We start from the raw sequence: 26,201 nt of genomic DNA, 5'->3' as shown, positions 1-26,201 counted from the left end.
CGCGAGCCACGCGGCACAAAGCGGCCTTGCTTACGCCCTGCATCGCGTTAACGATGGACGGCTAGGCCGCTGGAACGAAAGCCGGATTGCAGGCATAGTGCACGACGGGGGACGGAGAGCCGCGGCGCCTAGCATGAACAGGCCGGAGGCCAGAAGTCCGATGCGTTCGTTTTTGATTGCTTTCACCTCCCTGATGTTTTTGAGCGCGGGCGCCGCCCAGGCCAAGGTCGAGATCACCATCGACAAGGACAATCAGCAGATGACCGTCGCGGTCGATGGGGTCGCGCGCTATCACTGGCCGGTGTCGACCGGCATCCCCTCGCGCGAGACGCCGAACGGCGCGTTCCGCGCCTTCCGCATGGAAGAGGATCACTACTCCAAGGAGTTCGACGACGCGCCGATGCCGCACGCGATCTTCTTCACCAAGATCGGGCATGCCATCCACGGCACCGACTCAGTCGGCCGGCTCGGCTCGCCGGCATCGCATGGCTGCGTGCGGCTGTCGCGCCAGAATGCCTCGACGCTCTATGCGCTGGTGCAGCAGCAGGGCGTGCTCAACACCACGGTGACGCTGACCGGCTCGGCGCAGGTGGCGCTGGCGCGCAATCCGCGCGGCCGCAACGCCAATGCGGTTGCCCGCGCGCCGCAGCCGGCCGAAGAACAGTACAGCACTGCCGGCGATCCCGTGAACCTGACTCCGCCGGCGCAGCCCGCCCGCCGCTACATGCCGCAGGACGACAATTACATCTATCCGGCCGACGGCAGCGACACCGGCGCGCGCTATCCGGCGCCGCGCTCAGCCGGCCGCCCGCTCTATGACGCGCAGGTCTATCAGCAGCAGCAGCCGCGCCCCTATTACGACCAGGGCTATGGCCAGCAGGGCTCCTACTATCAGCCACAGCCCCGGCAGGTTTATCAGCCGCGCGGCTATTACTACCAGAACTGAGGCTAGCCGTCTTCGTCACCGCCTTCGGCGGTCGGCACGAACAATAGATTGCTATTCGAGGCACCATGCCAACACGTGCCACGACCGCACTAGCTGTGCTCTGGGTTTTGATGGCGGGAGAGGCCATGGCATCGGATTTGGCCTTCGATCTCGAGGCGCATCGCGGCGGGCGGGCGCTGCTGCCGGAAAACACCCTGCCGGCCTTTGCCAATGCGCTGTCGATGGGCGTGGACACGCTGGAGCTCGACGTCGGTGTGACCGCGGACGGCGAAGTCGTCGTCTCGCATGAACGCGGGCTCAATCCGGATCTGGCGCGCGGCCCCGACGGGGCCTACATCACTGCGCCCGGCACCCCGTTCGTGAAACTGCGGCTCGACGAGATCAGGACTTATGACGTCGGCCGGATCCGACCGGACAGCGCCTATGCGAGACAATTTCCCGATCAGCGCGCGCTGCCGGGGACCCGCATTCCCACCTTGAGTGAGCTGTTCGCACTGGCGCGCAAGTCAGGCAACACCCGCGTGCGCTTCAACATCGAGACCAAGATCGATCCGAACCATCCGGACCAATCTCTCGACCCGCAAGCTTTCGTCACCAGGCTCCTCCTCCTGATCGAGGCCGAAAAGTTTTCCGACCGTGTCATGATCCAGTCGTTCGACTGGAGAACGTTGCAGCTCGTGCAACAGCAAGCACCGAAGATACCGACGGTGTACCTCACGCTCCAGCGCGGCTCAGGCCAGACGGTGGCGCTCGACAAAGCCACCAACTGGACGGCGGGCTTCAATCCGGCCGATCATGGCGGCTCGCTGCCGCGGACGATCAAGGCCGCGGGCGGCGCGGTCTGGTCGCCTTATTTTGGCGATGTGACCGCGGCGCTCATCTCGGAGGCCCGCGGACTTGGACTGCGCGTCGTGGTGTGGACGGTCAACAAGCCCGACGACATGGCGCACATGATCGAGCTTGGCGTCGACGGCATCATCTCGGATAGGCCGGACCTGTTGCGGCAGATCGCCGGCGAGAAAGGAATTGCGTTGCCGGCCGGCACGCCGGTGGAGCCTTAGAACCGACCCGCCTTGTAGCCCGGATGGAGCGAGCGCAATCCGGGAGCAGTGCCCGTCACGCCGAAGCGGCCCCGGATTGCGCTTCGCTCCATCCGGGCTACGAAAAGGTCCCTATTCCCCGTCCCTTAGGCGCCGATACAGCGCGCCCAGAATATTGGAATAGTCGTCGCTCCAGACCCGCACCCTGTCGTCAGCTTCGGTCTGCTCCCATGACTTCGAGGAGGCAAGCTTGCCGATGTCGGCCTCCTCCCGCGCAGAGATGACGACGTCGGTCGAGAAGATGTAATCGGAATCGCGCCCGGAATCCTCGTTGAAGACCCAGCTCGTGAGATCGTTGGCATCCGCAATGCCGACCACGACGGTCTCCAGATCGAGATGCCGGTTGGAGACGTGCATCACCACGGCGCCGTGCGGGGCGAGCTTGTCCTTGTAGATCTTCATCGCCTCCTTGGTCGCAAGATGAATCGGGATCGCATCGGACGAATAGGCATCGACGATGATGAGGTCGTAGGCGCCGTCGGGCTCCTTGGCAAAGGTGAGCCGCGCATCGCCGATCACCGGATTCAGATCCGGCAGGCAGCTCGAGATGTAGCGGAAATTTTTGGGGTCACGCGCCGCGTCGACCATGGACTGGTCGATTTCGAAGAATTTCCAGCTCTCCCCTCGCTCGGCAGCACAGGCAAGCGTGCCCGAGCCGACACCGATCGCGGCGACCTTCAGCGGCGCGCCCTTGCGCTCGCGGATCGCGCTGACGGCCTGACCGATGCCGCCGTCCTTGTGATAGTAGGTGATCGGCTCGGGCCAGCCGGTGACCGGCGTGCCGTCATTGTTGCGGAAGCGCTCCGCGCCGTGGATCGTGGTGCCGTGCATCAGTACGTGGAAATAGCCGCCGGGCGTCTCCACGATCTTGTGCACCCCGAAGAAGCTGCGCACCGTGGTGACGCGCCCCTCGTCCGCGGGATAAACCCGGATCAACGCCAGCGCGAGTGCAACGGTCGCAAAAATCTTCCAGCGGTCGGCGTTGAACGTCAACGCCAGCAGCGCGGCGAGCACGCCGACGGCGCCGGCAATCCAGACGCGGTGGTCCTCCAACCAGATCGAGAGCCCGCCTGTCGCATAGGACGGCACAACGAGCGCCGCCGCGAGCGCGGCGAGCGCCAGCCAATACCATCGAACGAGGCCGGCGAGGCGCTCGTTAGCAGGCGGTCGGCACAGCGCGGCAAGCGCAATCAGGATCGGATATTCGGCGATCCACGAGAAGGTGAACGGCGCGACGAGCCCTGCGAACAGGCCGCCAACCATGCCGCCGAACGACAGCGCGACATAAAAGCCGGTGAGATATTTGGCCGCCGGCCGCGTCCGCGCCAGTTCGCCGTGGCAGGCCATGGCGATGACGAAGAAGCACAATTGATGACCGCCGAGTGTGAGCAGCAGATTCTGCTCCCCGCCGAAAGCCAGCAGGACAACCACGCCTGCGATCGCAACCGGCTGGAGCATCAGCATCCATTTGTGCGGCAGCAGCGGACGCGACTGGAACACGACGACCCAAGTGAGCAGATACAGCGACAGCGGCAGCACCCACAAAAGCGGCGCCGCCGCGACGTCGGTGGAGATGTGCGCGGTCACCGCGATGAGCAGGCCCGACGGCACCGCGGCCAGGAAGATCCAGCGCAGCCGCGTCACCAGACCAGGCGCCGGCGCATTCACCTCCTCCGTTCGCGCATCCGCCACCGTCAGCTGCGGCGAGCGCAACAGCAGCGTGCCGCAGGCAGCGATCAGCAGGATCAAGAGGCCATAGCCGGCGGTCCAGAACCGGTTCTGCGCGTGCAGCGTGAACATCGGCTCCAGCAGGAACGGATAGGACAGCAGCGCAAGGAAGCTGCCGATGTTGGAGGAGGCATAAAGGAAATAGGGATCGTGCCCGGCGGGATGGCCGGTGCGGACGAACCAGGCCTGCAGCAGCGGATTATTGGCGGCGAGCGCGAAGAACGGCAATCCGATCGAGACCACGAACAGGCCGAGCAGCCAGACCGCATAGCCCGAAGCGGGCGGCTCGCCGTAGGCGGAGGCGATTCCGAGCGGCAGCGTCGCGAAGGCCGCAATCAGCAGCACCAGATGCACTGCAACCGGAACGATGCGGTTTTTGACCTGCATCAACAGATGCGCATAGGCGTAACCCGCGAGCAGCAGCGACTGGAAGAATACCATCGCCACCGACCACACCGCCGGCGAGCCGCCGAGTCGCGGCAGCACCATCTTGGTGAACAGCGGCTGCACCGAGAACAGCAAGAGCGCACTGACGAAGATCGCGGCGGTGTAGACCGTCAGCAGCAGCCGGTTGCGCGAGGCAGACGATTGCTCCGTGGCGGCGGGTTGCACGATCGAATCCATGGGAGCTCCGGCAAAAGCGTTTTCCAGCGAAGTGGGCACCGGTTCGGTTCGCGCGAGAAAACGCGTCGGACAATGCCCCCGGCGGGCGCCGGACGGGCGCAATGGAGCACAAGGCGCCTGAACGGGCAATAAAGCGTCGCGTGATGCGAGGAATGCTTGATATAGAGATGTCATTCCGGGGCGCCTCGACGAGGCGAACTGGGGTGCGCCACGGCGCACCTGAGAATCTCGAGATTTCGGGTCTGGTCCTTCGGACCATCCCGGAATGACAATGGAACAAATTTGAACCCTTCATGAGCGAAACCGACGTCGTCATCATCGGCGCTGGCCATAACGGCCTCACCTGCGCAGCCTATCTCGCGATGGCGGGCCTGCGCGTGCGCGTGGTCGAGCGCCGCAAGGTGGTCGGCGGGGCGGCGGTCACAGAGGAGTTTCACCCCGGATTCCGGAATTCGGTCGCAGCCTACACCGTGAGCCTGCTCAATCCGCAGGTGATCCGCGACTTGAATCTTGCGGAACAAGGCCTGCGCATCGTCGAACGGCGCGCGCAGAATTTTCTGCCCGCGCCGGACGGCAGCTATCTCCTCACCGGCGAGGGGCGGACGAAAGATTCCGTCGCGCGGCTGAGCGCGCATGACGCCGATGCGCTCGACGGTTTCACGCGCGAGCTGGAAGAGATCGCCGACGTGCTCAGGCAATTCGTGCTGCGCGCGCCGCCGAACCTGGTTGACGGCTTTGGCACGCGCGCGATCCGTGAGGCCATGAATGCGTTAAAGACGGCCAACATCCTGCGCGGTCTCACGCTGGAGCAGAGCCGCAGCCTGCTCGACCTCTTCACCCGCTCCGCCGGCGAGATGCTGGACGAGCGTTTCGAGCATGATCTGGTCAAGGCGCTGTTCGGCTTCGATGCCATCGTCGGCAACTATGCCAGCCCCTACGCGGCGGGTTCGGCCTATGTGATGCTGCATCACGCCTTCGGCGAGGTGAACGGCAAGAAGGGCGTCTGGGGTCACGCCATCGGCGGCATGGGTGCGATCACGCAGGCCATGGCGCGCACCGCGCAGCACCGCGGCGTCGTGATCGACACCGACGCGGGCGTGCGCGAGATCATCGTCGAGCGCGACCGCGCGGTCGGCGTCGTACTGGAGAACGGCACGGCCATCCGCGCCAAATATGTCGCAGCCAACGTCAATCCGAAGCTGCTCTATACGCGGCTGATCGCGGCCGACGCCCTGCCCCACGAGTTCCTCGCGCGCATCCGGCACTGGAAGAACGGCTCCGGCACCTTCCGCATGAACGTGGCGCTGGACCGCCTGCCCTCCTTCACGGCGCTGCCGGATGAAGGCGATCATCTCACCTCAGGCATCATCCTGGCACCGAGCCTCGGCTACATGGACCGCGCGTATCTCGATGCGCGCGCGCAGGGCTGGAGCCGAGAGCCCGTCGTCGAAATGCTAATCCCCTCGACGCTCGACGACACGCTGGCGCCCCAAGGCAAACACGTCGCGAGTTTGTTCTGCCAGCACGTCGCGCCGGAGCTTCCCGATGGAAAATCGTGGGACGACCATCGCGAGGAGGTCGCCGATCTCATGATCGCGACGGTGGACAAATATGCCCCGGGATTTGTGGCAAGCGTGCTCGGCCGCCAGATCCTCTCGCCGCTCGATCTCGAGCGGCAGTTCGGCCTTTTGGGTGGAGATATCTTCCACGGCGCGCTGACGCTGAACCAGCTGTTCTCGGCGCGGCCGATGCTGGGCCATGCCGACTATCGCGGCCCGCTGAAGGGTCTCTACCATTGCGGCTCCGGCGCCCATCCCGGCGGCGGCGTCACCGGTGCTCCGGGCCACAACGCCGCACAGGCGATTCTGAGGGATCACCGATCGCTGTTCGGAAGCCGTGGGTAGGTCTGTGGATGAGCTGTGGACAGGCTGTCGAGAGTTGTGTGGTCAGGAAGAGGATGCTCTCGGACGGGCGAGCTGGACAGGCCTGGGGAAAGGCAGTGGAGAACCAAGGGGCAATTGCGGGAAGAGTCCGTGGATAGCCGCCGTACAAGCTGCGGATAACCTGTGGAGACCGCTTGAGAACCACGCGTAGCAAAAATGACCTCGCCCGCCAGGGGGCACCCCCTCGCGGGCGTTGGGTCAAAAACAGCTTATGAAGAAAAGTGGCCCCGGCTGGGAGATGGGAGGCGGAAATTACTTCAAAGAGGTGCTAATCGAACCGAACTTCTCGTTCATCGGGCTGCCCAGGCTGTTCACCACGGTGATGATCGCGAGCGCGATACCGGCTGCGATCAGACCGTATTCGATCGCAGTTGCACCGGACTCGTCCGACCAGAATCTGCCAGCCGCGACTTATGCTGAAAGAAAATTGGGAACAAAAGTTCCAAAAATGAACCCGACGGAACCCTAGGATGCAGCCCTCCCCTACCCATCGCGCCAGCTTCTCGATCGGCAGCGAGACCGCCGCCAGGCGTGTCGTCGACGTGCTCACCGAGGTGTTTTTCGAGGGGGATGCGGCGGTCGCCGCCTTCGAGCGGCCGGACGGTCAATGGGACGTCACGCTGCATTTTGCCGCCGCGCCGGACCAGGCATGGCTGCGCGAACTCGTTGCAACTTCGGCAGGAAACGAGATCGCGGAGACGCTCGCCTTCGATATCGTCGAGGCCAAGGACTGGGTCAAAGCGAGCCTGGAAGACCTCGTGCCGGTCCCGGCCGGCCGTTTCGTCGTGCACGGCAGCCATGACCGCGACCGGGTGGCGGCGAACAAGCTCAAGATCGAGATCGAGGCGGCGCTTGCCTTCGGCACCGGCCACCACGGCACCACCCGCGGCTGTTTACTGCTGCTTGACCATGTCCTGAAAAGCGCGCGGCCGAGGCGCGTGCTCGACCTCGGCACCGGGACCGGCGTGCTGGCGATCGCCGCGGCCAAGGCGTTGCATCGCGCAGTGCTTGCCTCCGACATCGACCCACCCTCGGTGCGGGTGGCGACCGAGAATGCGGCGCTGAATGACGTTGGTAACCATGTGCGGGTGATCCGTGCCACCGGCTTCGCCGCACCGGATTTTGGCAAATGCGGTCCGTTCGACCTGGTGTTGGCCAACATCCTTGCCAATCCCTTGCGGCAATTGGCGAGCCCGATGGCGCGACATCTCGCGCCCGGCGGGCGCCTCATCCTCTCCGGCCTGTTGACGCATCAGGCCCCCGCCGTGATCGCCGCCTACCGCGCGCGCGGCCTCGTGCCGCTGCGGCATCTGCGGATCGAGGGATGGAGCAGTTTGTTGCTGCGGAAGATGGGGTGAGTGCAGCCGCGATGGCGCTGCGCTCCCTCGCCCCGCTTGCGGGGAGAGGGTTGGGGTGAGGGGGAGTCTCCGCGGGGACGGTGAGAGTTGGACTCGCGGAGAGTCCCCCTCACCCGGATCGCATCTCCGATGCGATCCGACCTCTCCCCGCAAGCGGGGCGAGGTGAAGGCCAGCGTTCGCCGCGCTACTCCGCTGGCTTCTCGACCTTGCGCCTCGTGCGCTCATCCCGCAACGTCCGCCTCGCGCGGCGCTCGGCGAAACGATCGATCATCTGGCTGATGAGGCCGCGCGGCTTCTTCGGTGTCGCCACAGTCGGGGCGCGGCGCACCGGCGGCGAAATCTTCTCAAATGTGAACGATGGCATCGTGTGTCCCCTCGCCGTTGAGATGAACCACTTGCTCGAATTTCCCTGTTGTCCGGACGAAGCGCAACTGCCGCACCCTTTACTCCACTCAATTCGAATGGAACTATTTCAAGCACAGTCCATGCCAGATGCGACGCAAATGCGTCTAGATTGCGGACTGATCCTCATGATCCTAAAGTGATCCACCATGTTCGAAGCGCACTTCCAGACATTCGAGGAGCCCGAGGCCGGCGTCGCATTGGCGGCGCGCCTTGCTGCACTCCGCGAAGAACTCGCCCGCCGCAAGCTGACCGGATTCGTGATCCCCCGCGCCGACCAGCAGCAGAATGAGTATGTGCCGCCGTCGGAAGAGCGGCTCGCCTGGCTGACCGGCTTCACTGGATCAGCTGGATTGGCGGTGGTCCTGACCCAGGAGGCTGCGATCTTCGTCGACGGCCGCTATACGCTCCAGGCCGCCAAGCAGGTGGATGCGAAGGCCTGGGCGGTGGAATCGCTGATCGATCCGCCGCCGGAGAACTGGGTGTCGGCGCACTTGAAGCCCGGCGACCGCCTCGGATTTGATCCGTGGCTGCACACTTCTTCAGCAGCCGAGCGCTTGTCCGCCGCCTGCGCCAAGGCCGGCGCTGAACTCGTTGCGGTCGACAGCAATCCGGTCGACGCGATTTGGCACGATCGACCGCAGCCTCCTCTCGCGCCGGTGACCGTGCACGGAATGCAACATGCCGGCCTCACTGAAGCCGACAAGCTGACACAGATCAGAGGCGAAATCGCCAAGCTCGGCGTCGATGCGCTGGTGGTGTCGGACAGCCATGCCGCGGCCTGGACCTTCAACATCCGTGGCGCCGACGTCGCGCATACGCCGCTGCCGCTGTCCTACGCGCTGGTGCCGAAGGACGGACGGCCGACGATCTTCATCGACCACCGCAAGCTCTCCAACCTCACGCGCGACCATCTCGAACAGTCCGCCGACGTGCGCGAACCCGATGCGATGGCGCCGACGCTGATGGCGCTGGCCAAGAGCGGCGCCGCAATCGCGCTCGACAATGCCACGGCGGCCGACGCGCTCAGCCGGCTGATTGCAGGCGCTGGCGGCAAGCCGGTGCGCGGCAGCGACCCGATTGCGCTGCTCAAGGCGGTGAAGAACGCGACCGAGATCAAGGGCACGAAGACCGCACATGTGCGCGACGCCGTGGCGCTGGCGCGCTTCCTCGCGTGGATCGATCGCGAGGCGGGAAGCGGCAAGCTCACCGAGATCGACGCGGTCGAGGCGCTGGAGACGTTCCGCCGCGACACCGGCGCGTTGAAGGACGTTTCGTTCCCGACCATCTCGGGCACCGGTCCGAACGGCGCCATCGTGCACTACCGCGTCACCCGCAAGAGCAACCGGCGGATCGCACCCGGCGACCTGCTGCTGATCGATTCCGGCGCGCAATATGAAGACGGCACCACCGACGTCACCCGCACCATGGCCGTGGGCGAGCCGACGGCGGAGATGCGCGACCGCTTCACCCGCGTGCTGCGCGGCCACATCGCGATTGCACGCGCGGTCTTCCCCGACGGCACCACCGGCGCGCAGCTCGACACGCTGGCGCGGCAATATCTCTGGGCCGCCGGCGTCGATTTCGAGCACGGCACCGGCCACGGCGTCGGCAGCTATCTCTCGGTGCATGAGGGGCCGGCGCGGATCTCGAAGCTCGGCACCACGCCGCTCAAGCGCGGCATGATCCTGTCCAACGAGCCCGGCTACTACAAGACCGATGGCTTCGGCATCCGCATCGAGAACCTCGAGCTGGTGGTCGCCCTCGACATCAACGGTGCCGAGAAGCCGATGAATGCGTTCGAGACGCTGACGCTGGCACCGATCGACCGCCGGCTGATCGATGTGACGATGCTGAGCCGCGATGAGCTCGACTGGCTCAATGCGTATCATGTGCGGGTCAGGGCCGAGGTGCGGCCGGCGCTTGATGAAGCGACGAAGGCCTGGCTCGATCAGGCAACGGCGGAGCTGAAGCCGTAAGTTCGGTGCGCATGGCGCTAGGCGATTTGCGCAACGCTGCCTGCTCCACTACAGCCGTTCCCCCGCGAAGGCGGGCATCCAGTACGCCGTAGCCTCTCCGCATACGACATCTGCCTCTGGAATACTGGATTCCCCGCTTTCGCGCAGGGCTGTCCGGGGAATGATTCACTGTGTCGCGGAGCATGCCCGGGTTTTCCCGGCTTGAAGCAGGTACTTTCTGGTTGTCGAGACTCAGAAAGGGGCCGGGCATGCGGTTTAGCGATAGCATTTTTGGAAGGCTGCTTGAACCGATCAATCGGCGGCAGTTTCAGACGACTGTGGATCGTTTGGATGGCGATGCCTACGACAAGACGTTCGACAGCTGGGATCATCTTGTCGCATTGATATTCTCCCAGCTCAGTGGCGTCGACAGCTTGCGTGCCCTTGAGGCGATCTGGAACGCCAATTCGCATCATCACTACCATCTTGGTGTCGGCAAATTGGCGCGCTCGACGCTTGCGGATGCCAATGCCCGACGGCCGGTCAGTATCTTCGCAGAAGTCTTTGAGCGATTGTCTGGGCATGCCGACCGAGCGCTGAAGCGGGAGGGTGCCGAGATGCTGCGGCTGATCGATGCGACGCCGGTGCCGCTGGATCAACTCAGCACCTGGGCCGGTTGGAACGGACGTACCCGTGGTCTCAAGCTTCACGTGGTTTACGATCCCGGCTCGGATCATCCGCGCCGTCTGGCGATCACGCCGTCGACGGTCAATGACGTCACACCAGCCCAGCAATTCCCGATCGAGGCCGGCGCCACCTATGTGTTCGACAAGGCCTATTGCAGTTATGCCTGGTGGACACGGCTTCACGACGCGGGCGCCTGCTTCGTCACCCGCCAGAAGAAGAATCTGCGCTTCAGAGCTACACGCTGGCGGAAGCTGCGGAAACAAAAGGGGAAGGGCTTTAAAATCATCGACGATGCTGAGGTAAAGCTCCTCAGCAGCTCCAAACTTGCTGTTCCGATGCGCCGCATACGCCTCAAACGCGATGACGGTACAAAACTGACCCTCATCACCAACGATCTGAAGCGTTCGGCCATCGAAATCGCTGCGCTTTACAAAACACGCTGGCAGATCGAGCTGTTGTTCCGCTGGATCAAGCAGCACCTCAAGCTTCGCAAATTTCTCGGCCGCTCCGAGAACGCGGTCCGTCTGCAAATCCTCGCCGCCATGATCGCCTATCTGCTGCTGCGGATCGCCGCACGCGAAAGTCGTCTAATCATGCCGGCTATCCGCTTCGCAGGTCTTGTCGCCGCGTCGCTGTTCGCACGAAAACCAATCGCCGACATCGACCGACCTCCCAAGGTGAACCCATCCGCTGCCCGCGACAGAAGCTCCCCCGACCAGATCAGCTTCTGTTATGCATAGAATTCCCCGGACAGCCCTGCGCTTTCGCGGGGAATGGCAGCGGAGGCCGGGGCGGTCATCGCGCCATCATCGTAACCATCCCGGAATCCGTATAGCCGCATTCCGAAACGCCGATATCGGTCTTGCACGAGCGCGCTACAGTCGATTCGAATTCGAAAGACGGATACGCATGCACGGCATGATCAGCAAGCCGCCGGGAGCGGCGACAAACCTCGCGACGTCGCGCTTGGTGCTCCTGCTCTTGGTGGTCATGACCGGGATCGCGCCGATCTCGCTCTACATGCTGGTTCCGGCACTGCCGGTGCTGGCGACGAATTTCGGCAGCGACATCTCGATCGCGCAGATGACAGTGTCGCTCTACATGGTCGGCATCGCGCTGTCGCAGCTCATCATGGGGCCGCTATCGGACCGGTTCGGCCGGCGCCCGGTGCTGCTTGGAGGGCTGGCGCTGATGATCGCGGCCAGCGTCGCCTGCATCTTCGCGCAAAACCTGCCGCAGCTGATCGCCGCGCGTTTCTTCCAGGCGCTGGGCGGAGCCGCCGGCATGGTGGTAAGCCGCGCCATCATCCGCGACATCTATGAACGCGATCGCGTCGCCTCGATGATCAGCCTCGTGGTCGCCGCCCTGATGATCGGACAGATGGTCTCCCCGCTCACCGGCGGCCTGATCGAGACCGCGTTCGGCTGGCGCGCGATCTTCTACGCCATCACGATCGCCGCGATCATTGTCGCTGTCGGCATCGCGGTCAAGCTGCCGGAGACGCGCCGCAGCCGCGCCGCCGGCAGCGGCTTCCGCGGCGACGTCGGCATCCTGATCCGCAACCGCGCCTTCGTCGGTTACGTGATGTGCCAGGTGCTGGCCTCGCAGATCATCTTCACCTTCGCCGGCGGCGGTCCCTACATCGTGGTGACGCAGATGGGCCGCAGCAGCGCCGAATATGGCGCATGGTTCGCGACCTCGGGCTTTGCGTTCCTCGTCGGCAATCTGCTCTGCGTGCGCTTTGCGCCGCGGCACTCGCTGGAGAAGCTGATCTGGTTCGGGCTTGCCCTCCAGCTCTGCGGCAGCCTGCTGAACCTGATATGGAGCTTCGCCGGCTGGAACGAAGCGCCCGGCTGGCTGTTCGGCACGCAGATGATCGTGATGGCTGGCAACGCCTTCGTGATGGCGAATTCAGCCGCCGGCGCCATCAGCATCCGTCCCGAAGCCGCCGGCACCGCGTCCGGCGCAATGGGCTTCCTCCAACAGGGCATCGGCGCACTGATGTCGCAATTCGGCGCCTATCTCGGCGGCCACTCCACGACCACGCTGCCGCTGACCTCGGCGGTCCTCGCGATCTCGCTGCTCTGCGCCTGCACGATGATGTTCGTCGTCCCCCGCCGCGAGGTCATGGTCAGCGAGAAGCTGATCGAGCAGGCGGAGGAGGAAGAGACGGGGATGATGTGACGGGGCGCGCGGTGGGCCTTCCCCTCTCCCCTTGCGGGAGAGGGTGGCTCGCCGCGATAGCGGCGAGACGGGTGAGGGGTTCTCTCCACACAGATCACTCTCAGCCGAGTTTGTGGATGCAACCCCTCATCCGGCGCTTCGCGCCAGCTTACTCCCACAAGGGGAGAAGGAAGAAAAACCCTCACTCCCCGATCAGCTTCAGCCACTCGTCCTCGGTCAGTACCTTGACACCGTGCTTGTTGGCTTCGGCGAGTTTCGAGCCGGCGCCGGGGCCGGCCACGACGAGATCGGTCTTCTTCGACACCGATCCCGACACCTTTGCACCCAGCCGCTCCGCGGTTGCCTTGGCCTCGTCCCGCGTCATCTTCTCCAGCGAGCCGGTGAACACCACGGTCTTGCCGGCGACGGCGGAGTTGCTCTTCGGCTTCTCGGCGTCGACGATCTCGACTTCCCTGGTCAGCCGCTCGACGATGCCGCGATTGTGGCTCTCGCCGAAATAGTCGGCGATGCTCTTGATGACGGTGTCGCCGATCTGGTCGAGCGCGTCCATGTCCGTCATCGCCTCCTCGTCGCCCTTGGCAACCTTGAGGCAGGCGTCGTGAAAGGCGTCCCAGGAGCCGTAGCCGCGCGCCAGCGCCAGCGCCGTGGTCTCGCCGACATGGCGCATGCCGAGCGCATAGACGAAGCGCTCCAGCGCGATTTTGCGCCGGCTCTCGATGGCGCCGAACAGATTTCGCACCGACGTTACGCCGTAGCCCTCGATCTGTTCGAGCTTGAGTTTTGAGTTGCGCTCCTCCAGCGTGAAGATGTCAGCAGGCTCCTTCACCCACCCCTCATCGAAGAAATACTGGAGCTGCTTCTCCCCCAAGCCGTCGATGTCGAAGGCGCGGCGCGAGACGAACAGCTTGAGGTGCTCGATCTTCTGATAGGGACAGGCGAACTCGCCGGTACAGCGGGCGCGCGAGCCCTCCTCGCCGGTCGCCGTCTCCTCACGCGTGACGTCGGTGTGCAGTGGACACGGGCACTTCTTCGGAAAGTGAAATTCCTTGGCGGTCTTCGGCCGCTTGTCGAGGACGACGTCGACCACCTGCGGGATGACGTCGCCCGCGCGCTGAATCACCACCGTGTCGCCGATGCGGATGTCGCGGCCCTCGCGCAGCACCTCGCCCTTGTTGCCGATGCCCTTGATGTAGTCCTCATTGTGCAGCGTGACGTTCTGCACGATCACGCCCCCGACGCCGACCGGTTCGAGCTTGCCGACCGGCGTGAACGAGCCGGTGCGGCCGACCTGGATTTCGATGTCGCGCAGCACCGTCATGGCACGCTCGGCCGGGAATTTGTGCGCGATGCCCCAGCGCGGCGTGCGCGAGACGAAGCCGAGCCGCTCCTGCCAGTCGATCCGGTCGACCTTGTAGACGACGCCATCGATGTCGTAGTCGAGCCTTGCGCGCTGCTCTTCGATCGAGTGATGGAACGCGAGCAGCTCCTCGATCGAGTGACACAGCTTGGTCAGCGGATTGGTCTTGAAGCCGCAACGCTCGAACCAGCCGATCATGCCGCTCTGCGTGCCCTCGGGCATCGCGCTCATCTCGCCCCAGGCATAGGCAAAGAAACCGAGGGGGCGCGAGGCGGTGATGGTCGGATCCTTCTGCCGCAAAGAGCCTGCGGCCGAGTTGCGCGGATTGGCGAAGATGGTGCCGCCTTCGGCTTTCTGTCGCTCGTTCAGCGCCAGAAACGCCCTCTTGGTCATGTAGACCTCGCCGCGCACCTCGCAGATATCGGGGACGTTGCGGCCCTTCAGCTTCTGCGGCACATCTTCGAGCGTGCGGATGTTGGCGGTGACATCCTCGCCTACCGCGCCGTCGCCGCGCGTCGCGGCCGTGATGAGTTCACCGCCCTCATAGCGCAGCGACATCGACAGGCCGTCGATCTTGGGTTCGGCGGAGAAATTGACCTGATCGTCGCCGAGCTTCAGGAAGCGTGCGATGCGGCCCACGAAGTCGCGCACGTCCTCTTCGGCAAAGGCGTTGTCGAGCGACAGCATCGGGAGGGCGTGCCGGACCTTCCTGAAGCGGCCCGACGGCGCCGCGCCGACCTTCTGCGACGGCGACTCCGCGCTGACGAACTCCGGAAAGCGCTTTTCGATGGCGTTGAGGCGCTGCCGCAACGCATCGTATTCGGCGTCGGTAACGGTGGGCGCGTCCTCTTGATAGTAGCGCTCGTTGTGCCCCTCGATCTCGAGCGCCAGCCGCTTGTGCTCGACCTTAGCCTGCGCCTGAGTGAGATCGGCGACGTCGCGAGGCGGTGTTGCTTTGGATTTTGCTGCTCTGGCCATGGTGCTTGGATACGACGGAGCGGGCGGGAGGGTAAAGGTGGTTACGTTTGCGTGCCCCGGGCGCAGCGCAGCGCTTCTTCGGCGGTGCGCTGCAGAGCCGGGGCCCATGCGCGGCATTCTGGGTCCCGGCTCTTCGGCCGGGACAAGAGAGCGTCAAGCCGTCGCCGCCTTGAGCAGCCGTTCTGCGGCTGCCCTGGCTTCCGCCGTGATTTCGGCACCGGCCAGCATGCGCGCGATCTCCTCGCGGCGGTGGTCGGCGGCCAGTGCATTGACGCGGGTGGCGACGCGCTTGCCCTTGTCGAGGGCGTCCTTGGAGATCAAGAGATGCTGGTCGGCGCGGGCGGCGACCTGCGGGGCGTGGGTCACGGCCATCACCTGCACCTTGCCGGCAAGCCGCGCCAGTCGCCCGCCGATGGCATCGGCGACCGCACCGCCGACGCCGGTGTCGATCTCGTCGAACACCAGGGTCGGCGCCGAGCCGCGGTCGGACAGCACGACCTTGAGCGCCAGCAGGAAACGCGAGAGCTCGCCGCCCGAGGCGACCTTCATCATGGGCCCCGGCTTGGTGCCCGGGTTGGTCTGCACCCAGAACTCGACGCGATCGAAACCCTGCGGCCCCGGCGCGGCCTCGTCGGTCTCGACCTGGGTCATGAATTTTGCGCGTTCGAGCTTGAGCGGGGCGAGCTCGGCGTTGACGGCCTTGTTGAGCTTCTCCGCCGATTTCTGCCGCGCCAGCGACAATTTCTTGGCGGCGGCCGCATAGCGGCTATCTGCCTCGATCGCGGCCTGCTCCAGCTTCTTCAGCCGCGAGGCGCCGGCATCGATCAGCACGACGTCGGCGGCATATTTGGCGGCAAGCGCGGCGAGGCCATCCACCGGCGTCGAATATTTACGTGACGCCGCACGCAAAGCAAAAAGCCGCTCCTCGATGCGTTCGAGCTCGGCGGGATCGAAATCGGTTGCGGCCAAGGCCGCCTGGAGATGCTGGTCGGCCTCCTCCAGCGCGTTGATCGCGGCGTCGATCGCCTTCACCGCCGGCTCGACCAGCGCCGGCGAGTTGACGCCGCGCCGTTCCAGCCGGCGCACTGCGGCCGACAGCGCCGCGACCGGCGAATGATTGCCGCCAACCGCCTCCTGCGCCTCGCGCAAATCGGAAGCGATCTTCTCGCCCTGCATCATGGTGGTGCGGCGCGAAGCCAGCGAGGTCTCTTCGCCGTCCTTGGGCGCGAGCTGCTTCAGCTCGTCGGAGGCGTGGCGCAGATAATCGGCCTCACGCGCGGCGCGCTCCATGCCGGCGCGATGCTCCTCAAGCTCGGTATTGGCGGTGCGGCGGGCGTCCCAGAGCGCTTCCACGGCGGCGACGTCCTTTTCGAGGCCGGAAAAGGCGTCGAGCAGGCGACGATGGGTGGCGGCATCGACCAGCGCGCGCTCATCGTGCTGGCCATGGATCTCGACCAGGGCGGCACCGACCGCCTTCAGCGTCTGCACGCTGATCGACTGGTCGTTGATGAAGGCGCGGGTGCGGCCGTCGGCGAGCTGCACGCGGCGGAGAATCATCTCACCGGTGTCGTCCAGGCCGTTCTCGGCCAGGATCTTCGTCGCGGGGTGATTCTTGGGGACATCGAACATGGCGGTGACCTGCCCCTGCTCCGCACCGTGGCGCACGAGGCCGGCGTCGCCGCGGCCGCCGAGCGCCAGTGCAAAGGCATCGAGCAGGATGGATTTGCCCGCACCGGTCTCGCCGGTCAAAACCGCAAGGCCGGTGGCGAATTCGATATCGAGCCGTTCGATCAGGACGATGTCACGGATCGACAGACGCGCCAGCATGGAACCAAATTTCCTAGCCGAGACCCATTTTCTTGAAGGTCCGGCTGATCCAAGACCCCTGATTCTCGCTCGGTTCGAGACCGCCGGATTTTACAAGATTATAGGCGTCCTTGTACCAGCGGCTGTCAGGAAAATTGTGCCCGAGCACGGCCGCCGCGGTCTGCGCCTCGCCGACGATGCCGATCGCCATATAGGCCTCGGTGAGCCGGAACAGCGCCTCCTCGACATGGCGGGTGGTCTGGTACTGCGTGACGACGGTCTTGTAGCGGTTGATCGCCGCCGTGTAGTCGCGCTTCTGCGCGTAGTAGCGGCCGACATTCATTTCCTTGCCGGCGAGCTGGTCGCGCGCACCCTCGATCTTGGCCTTGGCCGAGGTGGCATATTCCGAGTTCGGATATTTGCGCACCACCTCTTCCAGCGCGGCGATCGCCTTCTCGGTGCGGGCCTGGTCGCGGCTGATGTCCGGGATCTGGTCGTAATGCGAGGCGGCGATCAGGTATTGCGCATAGGCCGCATCCGGGCTGCCGGGATGCAGCGTGACATAGCGGGTGGCAGCGCCGATGCAGCCGTCATAGTCGCCGCCCTGGTAGGACGCATAAGCGGACATCAGCAGCGATTTGCGAGCCCACTCGGAATAAGGATGCTGGCGGTCGACCTCTTCGAATTTCTTGTTCGCCGCCTTCATGTCCTTCTTCTCGTTCATGAGGTACAGGCCCTCATTGTAGATCTTGTCGGCGGGCTCCTCGACGAAGGTGTCGTCCTTGGCGGTGAACTTGTCCCAGAGCGAGCCGGTGCCACAGCCGGCCAGCGGCAGCGCGAGCAGGATGAAGGTGACGGCGTGAAGCAGGCCGCGGGCTCGAGACGAGACCGGGAGATATCCGCGCGTCATACGCTGTGCCGACATGAGTTTTGCCTTGACGCCCTGTGATGCGGTGCCCGCCAGCCCATGAACCCCGTCATGGGCGCGAAATGTGACCGTGGTGCCTGCCATGCGACCACGCCGATCTATCCGAAAAACGATCTTTAACGAACCGGATAGGCAGGCATTTCGCCCGGATTAAGGCGAAACTGCCGCAATGCTAGTCGATCATGGTTACCAGGAATTTCCCGAGGGCAGTCGCGACCCGCACCCTGCGACAACAGGTCCGTCAGGACACGTCCGGCCCGTAGGCCGCGGCGATCCGGCCGCCGACGATGCCGCGACCAACTTCGCCCTGGGGACGCGTGGTGCGGCGTGCCGCTTCGCCCTCGACCACCCGCCAAGCGGTACGGTCGGCCAGCAGCGCGGTCAGGACGGCGTGGTTGAGCTTGTGGCCGCCACGCACCGAGCGGTAAGCGCCAAGCAGCGGCAGGCCGGCCAGCGCGAGGTCGCCGATCACGTCCAGCACCTTGTGGCGGGCACATTCGTCGGCGTAGCGCAGGCCCTCAGTGTTGAGCAGCCGCTCATCGTCGAACACGACGGTGTTGTCGAAGGAGGCGCCGAGGGCATAGCCGGCGCTCCAGAGCCGCGCGACATCGCCCATCAGGCCGAAAGTCCGGGCGCGGCCGACTTCGCGGCGGAAACGCTCGGCGCTGAGGTCGAAAGCGTAGCTCTGCTGGCCGATGACGGGGTTGGTGAAGTCGATTTCGACCTCAGCGCGGAACCCGTTGGCGTAGGGCCTGATCTCGCCGAAGGAATCGCCGATCTTGACCGAGATCGGCTTCAAAATCTGAATGAAGCGGCGCTGGGCCGATTGGGTGACGATGCCGGCCTGGTCGATCGCCGCAATGAAGGCGGCGGCGCTGCCGTCCATGATCGGCACTTCGGGCCCGTCGATCTCGATCGTGGCGTTGTCGACACCCATGCCCCGCAGTGCAGCGAGCACGTGCTCGGCGGTGGAGACCAGCGGGCCGTCGCGATCGCCGAGGACGGTGGCGAAGTCGGTCGCAATCACCTGCTCGGCGGTAGCCTGAACTTCGCGGTCACTTCCCTCAAGTCCAGTGCGGACAAAAATAAAACCTGCGTCGACAGGCGCAGGCCCAAGCGTGAGAGTGACGGGAAGACCGGAATGAACGCCTACGCCTGCCACGGAGGCTTGCGCATGAAGCGTTGTTTGCCGGCTAAATTTCATCAGGAACCGCCCCACTACGACCACTGCGACTTATACGAGACCCGCCTGGCCGGTCAGTGCCGACGTCCCGCGAATCCGTATCCCCAAGTCACGGCAAACCATAGTCACTGCCCCAAACAGCGCCAACTCACGCTTTTTTACCGATTGTTACCCCAAACCTGCCGTATTCGCGCCAAGGCTTAACCAAATTGCGCCGAGGTTTGGGGCCGTCATCGGCAGTTTTACTGAACCACCGAATGCGTAATTAATGATTTAAAATCAGTTGCTTGGCTGTGCAATCCGGATATGCACGGGACCAAAGGAAAGGTCCCGGCAAGCTTATTGCCGGGACCCTTTTTCGCCTGCCTTATTGTAACAATCCTCAGGTCGCCTGCCGCCGCAGGAAGGCCGGGATATCAAGATGGTCGTCTCCCTGTGGCGCCGGCGCAACAGGCGCGGGGCGGCCATGCATGTCCAGGCCCTGCGGCGCGGGACGGCGGGCATACTCCGATACCGGCTCCGTAGCCGCGATCTGCTGCGCCACGGTCTTCTGCGGCCGGCGATCGGGCAGCGGCGGCATCGCGGGACCGGCGGTGCGAGCGGCGATCGGCGCTTCGCTCTCCTCGTCGCGACGGCCGAGGCCGACATTGGCGAGACGCTGGAGCAGCGACAGGCGGGTCTTCTGCGGGGTCTCTTCCTCGACCTCGCCACGGGCCTGGCGAAGCTCGGCCTGGGCCGGCATCGGCAGTTCCTCGATGCGTGGCATCCGCGGCGCACGGACCGGTGCACGCTCGGCCTGCGGCGGGATGAAGGTTTCCGGCGTCATCGGCTCCTGCATGGCGAGCGGGGCCTGCTCGGGCTCCGGGAACAGGGTCGGCTTCTGCGCGATCGGGCGCACGGTGACATCGCCGTAGGTCTGCATCGGCGCGGGCGCCTGCGGGACGTCCGCGACGGCGGCGGCGATGGCGGCGAGCGCAGCACGCTCGACGTTCGGACGGGGCGCCGCAGCGGCCGGAGCCGGCGCGGCCGCCGGGACCTGCCCCTCCAGCTTCTGGGCGCGTTCGGCCAGACGCTGATTGTCGGCACGGAGCCGCGCGGTCAGGTCGGCGAGACGGCTCTCGGCAGCAGCGGCCGGAGCGGCAGCCTGCTGCGCCTGCGGTGCCGGGTTCGCGACGGGAGCGGAGGTCGCCTGGCTGTTGCGGGCGATCGCGGCCTGCTCGATGCCCGTGGCAACGACCGAGACGCGGATCAGGCCGTCGAGGGCTTCGTCGAAGGTCGCGCCGACGATGATGTTGGCGTCCTGGTCGACTTCCTCGCGGATGCGGGTCGCGGCTTCGTCGACCTCGAACAAAGTGAGGTCCTTGCCGCCGGTGATGGAAATGAGGAGGCCCTTGGCGCCCTTCATCGAGCTATCGTCGATCAGCGGATTGGCGATCGCAGCTTCCGCGGCGGTCAGCGCGCGCTTGTCGCCGGAGGCTTCGCCGGTGCCCATCATCGCCTTGCCCATCTCACGCATGACGGCGCGGACATCGGCGAAGTCGAGATTGATCAGGCCTTCCTTGACCATCAGGTCGGTGATGCAGGCAACGCCCGAATAGAGCACCTGGTCGGCCATCGCGAACGCGTCGGCGAAGGTGGTCTTCTCGTTGGCGACCCGGAACAGGTTCTGGTTCGGGATGATCAGGAGGGTGTCGACCACCTTGTGAAGCTCGTTGATACCGGCTTCAGCGGTGCGCATGCGGCGGCCGCCCTCGAAGTGGAACGGCTTGGTGACGACGCCGACGGTGAGGATGCCCATGTCGCGCGCCGTCTTGGCGATGACGGGGGCAGCGCCGGTGCCGGTGCCGCCGCCCATGCCGGCGGTGACGAACACCATGTTGGCGCCGGAGAGATGGTCGCGCAGCTCGTCGATCACCTCTTCCGCCGCCGCGGCGCCGACATTCGGCTGCGAGCCGGCGCCGAGGCCTTGCGTGACCGCGGTGCCCATCTGCACGATGCGCTGCGCCTTCGACATCGTCAGCGCCTGCGCGTCGGTGTTGGCGACCACGAAGTCGACGCCCTGGAGGCCCGCGGTGATCATGTTGTTGACGGCGTTGCCGCCGGCGCCGCCGACGCCGAACACGGTGATCCGGGGCTTCAGTTCGTGAATATCAGGAACATTGATGCTGATGGTCATGGTTGCTGCCTCTCGATCACGCGCGCGTGGGTTCGCCCCGGCCGGCGGCCGCGGGAGTTGGTGAAAATGGACAATTGCGGAAAGCGGTCATCAGAAGCCCTCGCGTAGCCATCGTCCGACCTTTCCAAAATATCCGCCGGTCCCTGTCTTGACCTGCTGCCGCGTATGCCGCGGTTCGACATGTTCGAGGTGAACATATTGCGGGTAGACGAGAAGTCCGGCCGGCACCGCGAACGCGGCGTTCTTCGCCTCGTTGGGCAGCCGGCCGAAACCGAGCGGACGTCCGACCCGCACGGGCCGGCCGAGAATCTGGGTGCCGAGTTCGACGAGGCCGGTCAGCTGCGAAGCGCCGCCCGAGAGCACGACGCGGCCGTTGGGCTCTGAGGCGAAGGGCGAATCCTTCAGCTTGTCCCGAACCATTTCGAAGACTTCCTCGGCACGGTGCTTGACGATGTTGGCGATAGTGGCGCGGGAGACGATCTGCGGCAGATCCTGCTCGTCACCGGCTGTCGGCACAGACATCAGCTCACGCGAGTCCGATCCGCCGGTGATGACGGTCCCGTATAAAGTCTTGATTCGCTCGGCATCGGCAATGGTCGCGGAGAGTCCGCGTGCGAGATCCATCGTGATGTGTTGCCCGCCGACCGCAAAACCCGCCGCATGCACGAAACGGCCGCCGGAATAGACCGCGATCGTGGTGGTGCCGGCACCCATCTCGACGACGGCGGCGCCGAGATCGGCCTCGTCGTCGGTCAGCACCGACAGGCCGGCCACATAGGGGCTCGCGGCCATGGCTTCGACGTTGATGTGGCAGCGTTCCACCGCCAGCATCAGGTTCCGTGCCACGGTGGCGTCGCAGGTGACGACGTTCATGTCGACGCCGAACTGGTGCGCAACCATGCCGCGGGGATCGCGGATGCCTTTGACGCCATCGAGCGTGTAGCCGACCGGCAGGGCGTGCAGCACGGTGCGGCCTTCGCCGGTGGCATGGCGCATGCCGGTGGAGGTGACGCGGCTGACGTCGGCCTGAGTCACGGCGCCGCCGCGGATGTCGGCGGCGGCTTCGACCAGCTGGCCGGAGAGCCGGCCACCGGACACGGACAGCAGCACGGACTCGACCCGCACCTTGGCCATCTTCTCCGCGAGCCCGACGGCCTGGCGCACCGCCTGCTCACATTCGGTAAGATCGATCACCGCGCCGGCTTTCATGCCGCGCGACTGGATCTGGCTGTAGCCGATCAATTCCACCGCGTGGGTGCGGCCGCGCAACGCGTCGCTCGGCGGCGACGGCTTCAGCCGCGCGATCATGCAGGCGATCTTGCTGGTGCCGATATCGAGGCAGGCGACGATGCCGCCGCGCTTGTGCGGCATCGGGCGTGTCTTCGGCGTCTGGGTGCGATCGAGACCGGTCATGCGGAATCCCCGGCCTTCTTTTTCTTCTTGTCCTTGAACTGCTCCTCGCGCGCTTTGGCGGCGTCGTCGGACAGCTGCACCACCAGACGATCGGGCAGGCGCATGTCGACGGCGACGATGTCGCGGGAGAACAGCCTATCGTCCTTGTCGAGCTTGGACAGCATCGCAAGGGCGTTGCCGACATCCTGCTCGGGCAGGCGGATGTCGAGGCCGTCCTTGAGCCTCAGGTTCCAGCGCCGCTCGCCGACGAAGATCGCGGCTTTCGTCACCGAATTGACCTGCGGATAACGCGCCAGCAGGGCGAGGAAATCGCGAGCCTGGGTGTCGGCGCCCTTGCCGACCACGAGCGGCAACGACAGGAAGCGGCGGGAGACATAGGGTTCGAGCACGGCGCCGTCATCGGCGATCACGGAGAGCCGGCCGGCCTCTTGCCACAGCGCGAACGCCTTGCGCTCGGTGAGCTCGATCATCAGCTGGCCCGGATAGAGCTTCAGCACGGTTGCGTCCGCGATCCAGGGATTGGCCTTGAGCTTGTCGCGCACCGCGTCGGCGTCGAGGAACAGCAGCGAAGAGCGGCCGCTGACGCCGCCGATCGCGAGGATCTCGTCCTGGGTGAGCTGCTTGCGGCCGTTGATCACGACGGAGGTGATGCGGAAGCCGGCGGAATTGGCCAGCGCGTTGCGGGCGTCGTTGACCGCGGTGATGAAATCCTGGAGATGGCCGCCCTTGACGATGCCGAAGCCGCAGCTTCCGATCAGGAGCAGCACGGTCATGCTGATCCCGACCCGGTGCGGCAGATAGCGCTCGACCAGCGCGACCATGCGCGGCGGCGGTTCGCGCTCGACGATGGCCCTGGCCTTGGTCTTGGCCTTGTCCTTGGCGGCGGCGCGCGCCTCGGCGCGCTTGTCCTGCACCCACTCGCGCAGAAGCACGACCGCTCCGATAGCGGCCGCCTTCAGGTCAGCTTGGGGCCTCAGCGATCTCAGAAACGACCGGGTGAGGCTTCCTGCACCATCCATTGCACGAGCTCGTCAACAAGTTTGGCCGCGACATCGCGCGGGTCCTGGCGAACATGACGTCTCGGACTTGCCGGGCCGGGTGCTGGTCTTCAGCAGAAGAAAACCTCTCCCCTTCAAAGCGTTCGCTGGAGGTGACATCACCGCAAACAGCTCACGCGCCGGCAGCCAAAGCGCCATATGCGCCGCCAGCGTTAACCTTCGGACGTCCTGGTAAACAAAAGGTAAAATTCGTTAACGCGGGATGCTTTTTGCCCCGCGATATCTGGCATTTATGCCGCGATATCCGGCATTTTACCGGTTTTGGACCCCAAATCGGACCGTTTCGGCCTTTCGGCCGTTAACCAGTCCTAATTATTTCCGGGCCCGCTGCTCGGCGAGTTCGATCAGGCCACGCAGGAAGTCGACGAACGCTATGCCCTCGGCCTTCAGCGCCTTGGGGTAGAGCGAAGAGTTCGTCAGCCCGGGGAGCGTGTTGGTTTCGAGATAAACGAGGCCCCTGTCCGAGACGATGAAGTCCGAGCGGGAATAGCCGGCACAGGACATCGCCCGATGCGCCGCCATCGCCTGCCCCTTCAGCGCGGCGGTGATCTCGGGTGCGAAACGGCCGGGGCAGATCTCCTGGGTCGACTTCAAAAGATATTTTGCGGCGTAGTCGAAATTGCCCTCGCCCGGAATGATCTCGATCGGCGGCAGCGCGATGATCGAGCCATCGGTGCGCTCCAGCACGCCGCAGGTCGCCTCGACGCCGGCGACGTAGGGCTCGATGACGTACTCCTCGTGCTTCGCCGCGTTGCGGACGGCGACGAGATCCTGCTTGGCGTTGACGAAGATCAGGCCGTAGCTTGATCCGTCCCGCGCTGGCTTTGCGATCAGCCGACCATATTCGGCGAAAGCCTCGTCAATGTTGTCGAGCGCGACGTTTGCCGGCGGCGTCACGCCGCCGAGCGCGGCGAAGTGCTTGGCCGCGATCTTGTCGAAGGCGAGATGCGAGGAGGCCGAGCCCGATCCGGTGAAGGCCACGCCGCGCGCCTCGCACATCACCTGCAATTCGCCGTTCTCGGCGCGCCCGCCATGCAGGCCGAGCACCAGCACGCGGCCTTCCGCCTTGGCCTGGTCGAGCGCCTGCGCCAGCGGAATGCCACGCGTGCCGGGCTTGAACTCGTCCTCGAACGGACGGGCATGTTCGAGCAGTTGTTTCGACTGCACGACATGCACCTTGTCCTCGACGTCCCACCACCACAGATCGGCCTCGGGCAACGCCTGATGCAGCGCCTGGGCTGAGGCGACCGAAACCAGACGCTCGCGGTTGGAGCCGCCGAAAAGGATGGTGATGCGCATGTTCATAGTCCGCAATCTCTCCAGTTCGTCATTCTGGGGCTCGCGAAGCGAGAGCCCGGAATCCATTCATCCACGAACACTGCCGCCCGATGGATTCTCCGATGCGCAATTGCGCATCGTAGCTCTCGCTTCGCGAGCCCCGGAATGACGGTGATCATGAAACCCCGATCCGCTTGATTTCCCAGTGTAGCTCAATTCCGGAATTCGCTTTCACGCGTTCGCGCACCGTCTCGCCCAGCGTCTCGATATCGTGCGCGGTGGCGTCGCCCGTGTTGATCAGGAAATTGCAGTGCATCTCCGAGACCTGCGCACCGCCGACGCGCAGGCCGCGGCAGCCGGCAGCATCAATCAGCTTCCAGGCGGAATGGCCGGGCGGGTTCTTGAAGGTCGAGCCGCCGGTCTTCTCGCGGATCGGCTGCGCGGTCTCGCGATGGGTCTGCACCTCCGCCATGCGCGCGCGGATCGCATCGCTATCCCTGATCTCGCCGCGAAAGCGCGCGGAGGTGAAGATGATGGAGGGATCGACGCCACTGTTGCGGTAGACGAACTTCATGTCAGCGTTGGAGAACACGTGCTTGCTGCCGTCGCGCGCGACGCCCCTCGCCTCGATCAGGACGTCCTTGGTCTCCCCGCCATTGGCGCCCGCATTCATGCGCAGCGCCCCGCCGATCGTGCCGGGAATGCCGAAATAGAACTCGAGCCCGCCGATATTGGCGGACACCGCAACTTCCGCCACGCGCTTGTCGAGCGCCGCCGCGCCCGCGGTGACGACATCGCCGCTCGCGCTCGTCTCGCCGAAGGCGCGCGGTGCGAGACGAATCACCACGCCCGCAATGCCGCCGTCGCGCACGATGAGGTTGGAGCCGACGCCGACGACATAGACGGGAATGTCGGACGCGAGATGCGCGAGGAAGTAGGCGAGGTCGTCTTCGTCAGCCGGGGTGAACAGCACCTGTGCCGGACCGCCGACGCGAAACCAGGTGAGCTCGGCGAGCGACTGGTTGGCGAGCAGCCGACCGCGAAGATCGGGCATCGCGGCTTTGAGCGAAGGGGTGATGTCGGGGAAGCTCAC

At 65.1% G+C, this 26,201-nt stretch carries 18 protein-coding genes and 1 pseudogene; 7 read left to right on the top strand and 12 right to left on the bottom strand.

Going from position 1 to position 26,201, the window contains the following annotated elements; translation table 11 throughout:
• Positions 1–133 precede the first annotated feature (133 nt).
• Together ACR9YP_RS14515 and ACR9YP_RS14510 are read left to right on the top strand one after the other, a co-directional pair.
• Positions 134–946, top strand: a complete 813-nt coding sequence (locus ACR9YP_RS14515; RefSeq protein WP_474220201.1) for a L,D-transpeptidase — start codon at positions 134–136, stop codon at positions 944–946.
• A gap of 125 nt (positions 947–1,071) precedes the next feature.
• Positions 1,072–2,007 carry a glycerophosphodiester phosphodiesterase gene (locus tag ACR9YP_RS14510; RefSeq protein ID WP_438106009.1) on the top strand — a complete coding sequence of 312 codons (936 nt, stop codon included), beginning with the start codon at positions 1,072–1,074 and terminating at the stop codon, positions 2,005–2,007.
• Positions 2,008–2,118: 111 nt separating this feature from the next.
• Here the strand turns inward: ACR9YP_RS14510 and ACR9YP_RS14505 are convergent, their stop codons facing one another.
• Positions 2,119–4,398, bottom strand: coding sequence for a fused MFS/spermidine synthase (locus ACR9YP_RS14505; protein WP_474220200.1), 2,280 nt, complete (start codon positions 4,396–4,398; stop codon positions 2,119–2,121).
• A gap of 293 nt (positions 4,399–4,691) precedes the next feature.
• On the opposite strand from ACR9YP_RS14505, the gene ACR9YP_RS14500 reads away from it, so the two are divergent.
• Complete coding sequence (locus ACR9YP_RS14500) at positions 4,692–6,302, top strand: phytoene desaturase family protein (protein ID WP_474220199.1); 1,611 nt, start codon at positions 4,692–4,694, stop codon at positions 6,300–6,302.
• Positions 6,303–6,593: 291 nt separating this feature from the next.
• Here ACR9YP_RS14500 and ACR9YP_RS14495 read toward each other — a convergent pair.
• Positions 6,594–6,740, bottom strand: a pseudogene (locus ACR9YP_RS14495) (Flp family type IVb pilin); the annotation flags it as partial.
• A 71-nt stretch (positions 6,741–6,811) separates the two neighbouring features.
• On the opposite strand from ACR9YP_RS14495, the gene ACR9YP_RS14490 reads away from it, so the two are divergent.
• Positions 6,812–7,699: a 50S ribosomal protein L11 methyltransferase gene (locus tag ACR9YP_RS14490; protein ID WP_438106007.1), complete on the top strand. Its 888-nt coding sequence runs from the start codon at positions 6,812–6,814 to the stop codon at positions 7,697–7,699.
• Between the two features lie 185 nt (positions 7,700–7,884).
• On the opposite strand, the gene ACR9YP_RS14485 is transcribed toward ACR9YP_RS14490, so the two are convergent.
• The gene (locus ACR9YP_RS14485) at positions 7,885–8,064 is read right to left on the bottom strand and encodes a hypothetical protein (RefSeq protein WP_438106005.1); all 180 of its coding nucleotides are present in this window, start codon (positions 8,062–8,064) and stop codon (positions 7,885–7,887) included.
• A gap of 187 nt (positions 8,065–8,251) precedes the next feature.
• On the opposite strand from ACR9YP_RS14485, the gene ACR9YP_RS14480 reads away from it, so the two are divergent.
• From ACR9YP_RS14480 to ACR9YP_RS14470, 3 genes are all read left to right on the top strand, one after another.
• Complete coding sequence (locus ACR9YP_RS14480) at positions 8,252–10,081, top strand: aminopeptidase P family protein (protein WP_474220197.1); 1,830 nt, start codon at positions 8,252–8,254, stop codon at positions 10,079–10,081.
• A gap of 248 nt (positions 10,082–10,329) precedes the next feature.
• Positions 10,330–11,487 (top strand): IS4 family transposase, encoded by a 1,158-nt coding sequence (locus ACR9YP_RS14475; RefSeq protein WP_438103250.1) that lies wholly within the window; start codon positions 10,330–10,332, stop codon positions 11,485–11,487.
• 169 nt (positions 11,488–11,656) lie between these two features.
• The gene (locus ACR9YP_RS14470) at positions 11,657–12,931 is read left to right on the top strand and encodes a multidrug effflux MFS transporter (RefSeq protein WP_474220196.1); all 1,275 of its coding nucleotides are present in this window, start codon (positions 11,657–11,659) and stop codon (positions 12,929–12,931) included.
• A 181-nt stretch (positions 12,932–13,112) separates the two neighbouring features.
• Here ACR9YP_RS14470 and ligA read toward each other — a convergent pair whose 3' ends face one another.
• From ligA to murB, 9 genes are all read right to left on the bottom strand, one after another.
• On the bottom strand, positions 13,113–15,266 hold the full coding sequence (gene ligA / locus ACR9YP_RS14465) for an NAD-dependent DNA ligase LigA (RefSeq protein WP_474220195.1): 2,154 nt from the start codon (positions 15,264–15,266) through the stop codon (positions 13,113–13,115).
• Positions 15,267–15,419: 153 nt separating this feature from the next.
• Positions 15,420–17,093, bottom strand: a complete 1,674-nt coding sequence (recN, locus tag ACR9YP_RS14460) for a DNA repair protein RecN (protein WP_474220193.1) — start codon at positions 17,091–17,093, stop codon at positions 15,420–15,422.
• 13 nt (positions 17,094–17,106) lie between these two features.
• Complete coding sequence (locus tag ACR9YP_RS14455) at positions 17,107–17,997, bottom strand: outer membrane protein assembly factor BamD (protein ID WP_091880315.1); 891 nt, start codon at positions 17,995–17,997, stop codon at positions 17,107–17,109.
• Between the two features lie 244 nt (positions 17,998–18,241).
• Positions 18,242–19,204 (bottom strand): UDP-3-O-acyl-N-acetylglucosamine deacetylase, encoded by a 963-nt coding sequence (gene lpxC, locus ACR9YP_RS14450; protein WP_474220192.1) that lies wholly within the window; start codon positions 19,202–19,204, stop codon positions 18,242–18,244.
• 361 nt (positions 19,205–19,565) lie between these two features.
• A complete protein-coding gene (gene ftsZ, locus ACR9YP_RS14445) occupies positions 19,566–21,359 on the bottom strand; it encodes a cell division protein FtsZ (RefSeq protein WP_091879196.1) in 1,794 nt (597 codons plus the stop codon).
• A gap of 90 nt (positions 21,360–21,449) precedes the next feature.
• Entirely contained in the window at positions 21,450–22,772 is a 1,323-nt protein-coding gene (gene ftsA / locus ACR9YP_RS14440; RefSeq protein ID WP_091879199.1) for a cell division protein FtsA, read from the bottom strand.
• Positions 22,769–23,791, bottom strand: coding sequence for a cell division protein FtsQ/DivIB (locus ACR9YP_RS14435; RefSeq protein WP_438105991.1), 1,023 nt, complete (start codon positions 23,789–23,791; stop codon positions 22,769–22,771). The genes ftsA and ACR9YP_RS14435 overlap by 4 nt, the downstream gene beginning before the upstream one ends.
• Before the next feature lie 351 nt (positions 23,792–24,142).
• The gene (locus ACR9YP_RS14430) at positions 24,143–25,129 is read right to left on the bottom strand and encodes a D-alanine--D-alanine ligase family protein (protein WP_474220191.1); all 987 of its coding nucleotides are present in this window, start codon (positions 25,127–25,129) and stop codon (positions 24,143–24,145) included.
• 154 nt (positions 25,130–25,283) lie between these two features.
• Positions 25,284–26,201, bottom strand: a complete 918-nt coding sequence (gene murB, locus ACR9YP_RS14425) for a UDP-N-acetylmuramate dehydrogenase (RefSeq protein ID WP_438105990.1) — start codon at positions 26,199–26,201, stop codon at positions 25,284–25,286.

Source organism: Bradyrhizobium sp. BR14999, from assembly GCF_056106085.1.
The sequence above is the reverse complement of the archived record's forward strand: the minus strand, read 5'-3'. Positions and strand labels throughout refer to the sequence as shown.